Below are 806 nucleotides of genomic sequence, written 5' to 3'. Positions count from 1 at the left end.
GAATTCAGATAATAAGTGCACCACTCATGGTTAATTGGGGATAGACGAACAACTGCCTGTTGGTGGTATTCTTAAGTCGCCAAACAAAAAGAGTATCACCATGAGTTACAAGCAGTTGATCGAAGGACAAAGATATCAGATAGAGGCCTACTTGCGCGAGGGTTTCAGTTATCGGGAAATAGGAAAGCGATTGTGTGTCAGTCACAGCACCATCAGCCGGGAAGTTCGACGCAATCGCTTGAGAGACAGTCATTATTTGCCTGAATTGGCGCAGAGTAAAACGAGACGGCGGCGATGTCAGGCTGCTAAATATCAAGTGCCTGCACTCACCATTGGGTTTGTTGAGTACGGTCTCTCTCAGAAATGGAGTCCTGAGCAGATTGCTGGTGTGGGTAAAATTGTTGGTTACCCAGTCAGCCATGAGTGGATTTACGGCTACGTTCAACGAGACAAATCAGTGGGTGGCAAACTGTACAAACAGCTTCGACAAGGCCGCCGTAAGTACCGTAAAGGCAGCCGAGCGAAACGCGTTATCATTCCAAATCGCGTTGGAATTGAGTGTCGTCCAGCCATCGTAGATGAGAAAGAACGCTTTGGTGATTGGGAAGTAGATACGGTGCTAGGCAAGCACGGTACAGGTGCCATTGTGAGTTTAGTAGAGCGTAAAAGTAAGTTGTACTTGATACGCAAGGTGCCCGCTAAAAGCGCAGCTGATGTAGGCAGAGCGATGGTAGGTATGCTGTGGCGCTACCGTAGTCATGTGCACACGATAACAGCTGATAATGGCGGAGAATTCTGCGGTCATG

General features: G+C 48.1%; 1 protein-coding gene. It reads left to right on the top strand.

Going from position 1 to position 806, the window contains the following annotated elements; all coding sequences use genetic code 11:
• Positions 1-100: 100 nt before the first annotated feature.
• Positions 101-806, top strand: a 706-nt coding sequence (locus GPLA_RS10760) for an IS30 family transposase (RefSeq protein ID WP_040514444.1), incomplete at its 3' end; no start/stop codon positions are given.

The organism is Paraglaciecola polaris LMG 21857, assembly GCF_000315055.1.
Lineage (GTDB): Bacteria > Pseudomonadota > Gammaproteobacteria > Enterobacterales > Alteromonadaceae > Paraglaciecola > Paraglaciecola polaris.
The sequence above is the reverse complement of the archived record's forward strand: the minus strand, read 5'-3'. Positions and strand labels throughout refer to the sequence as shown.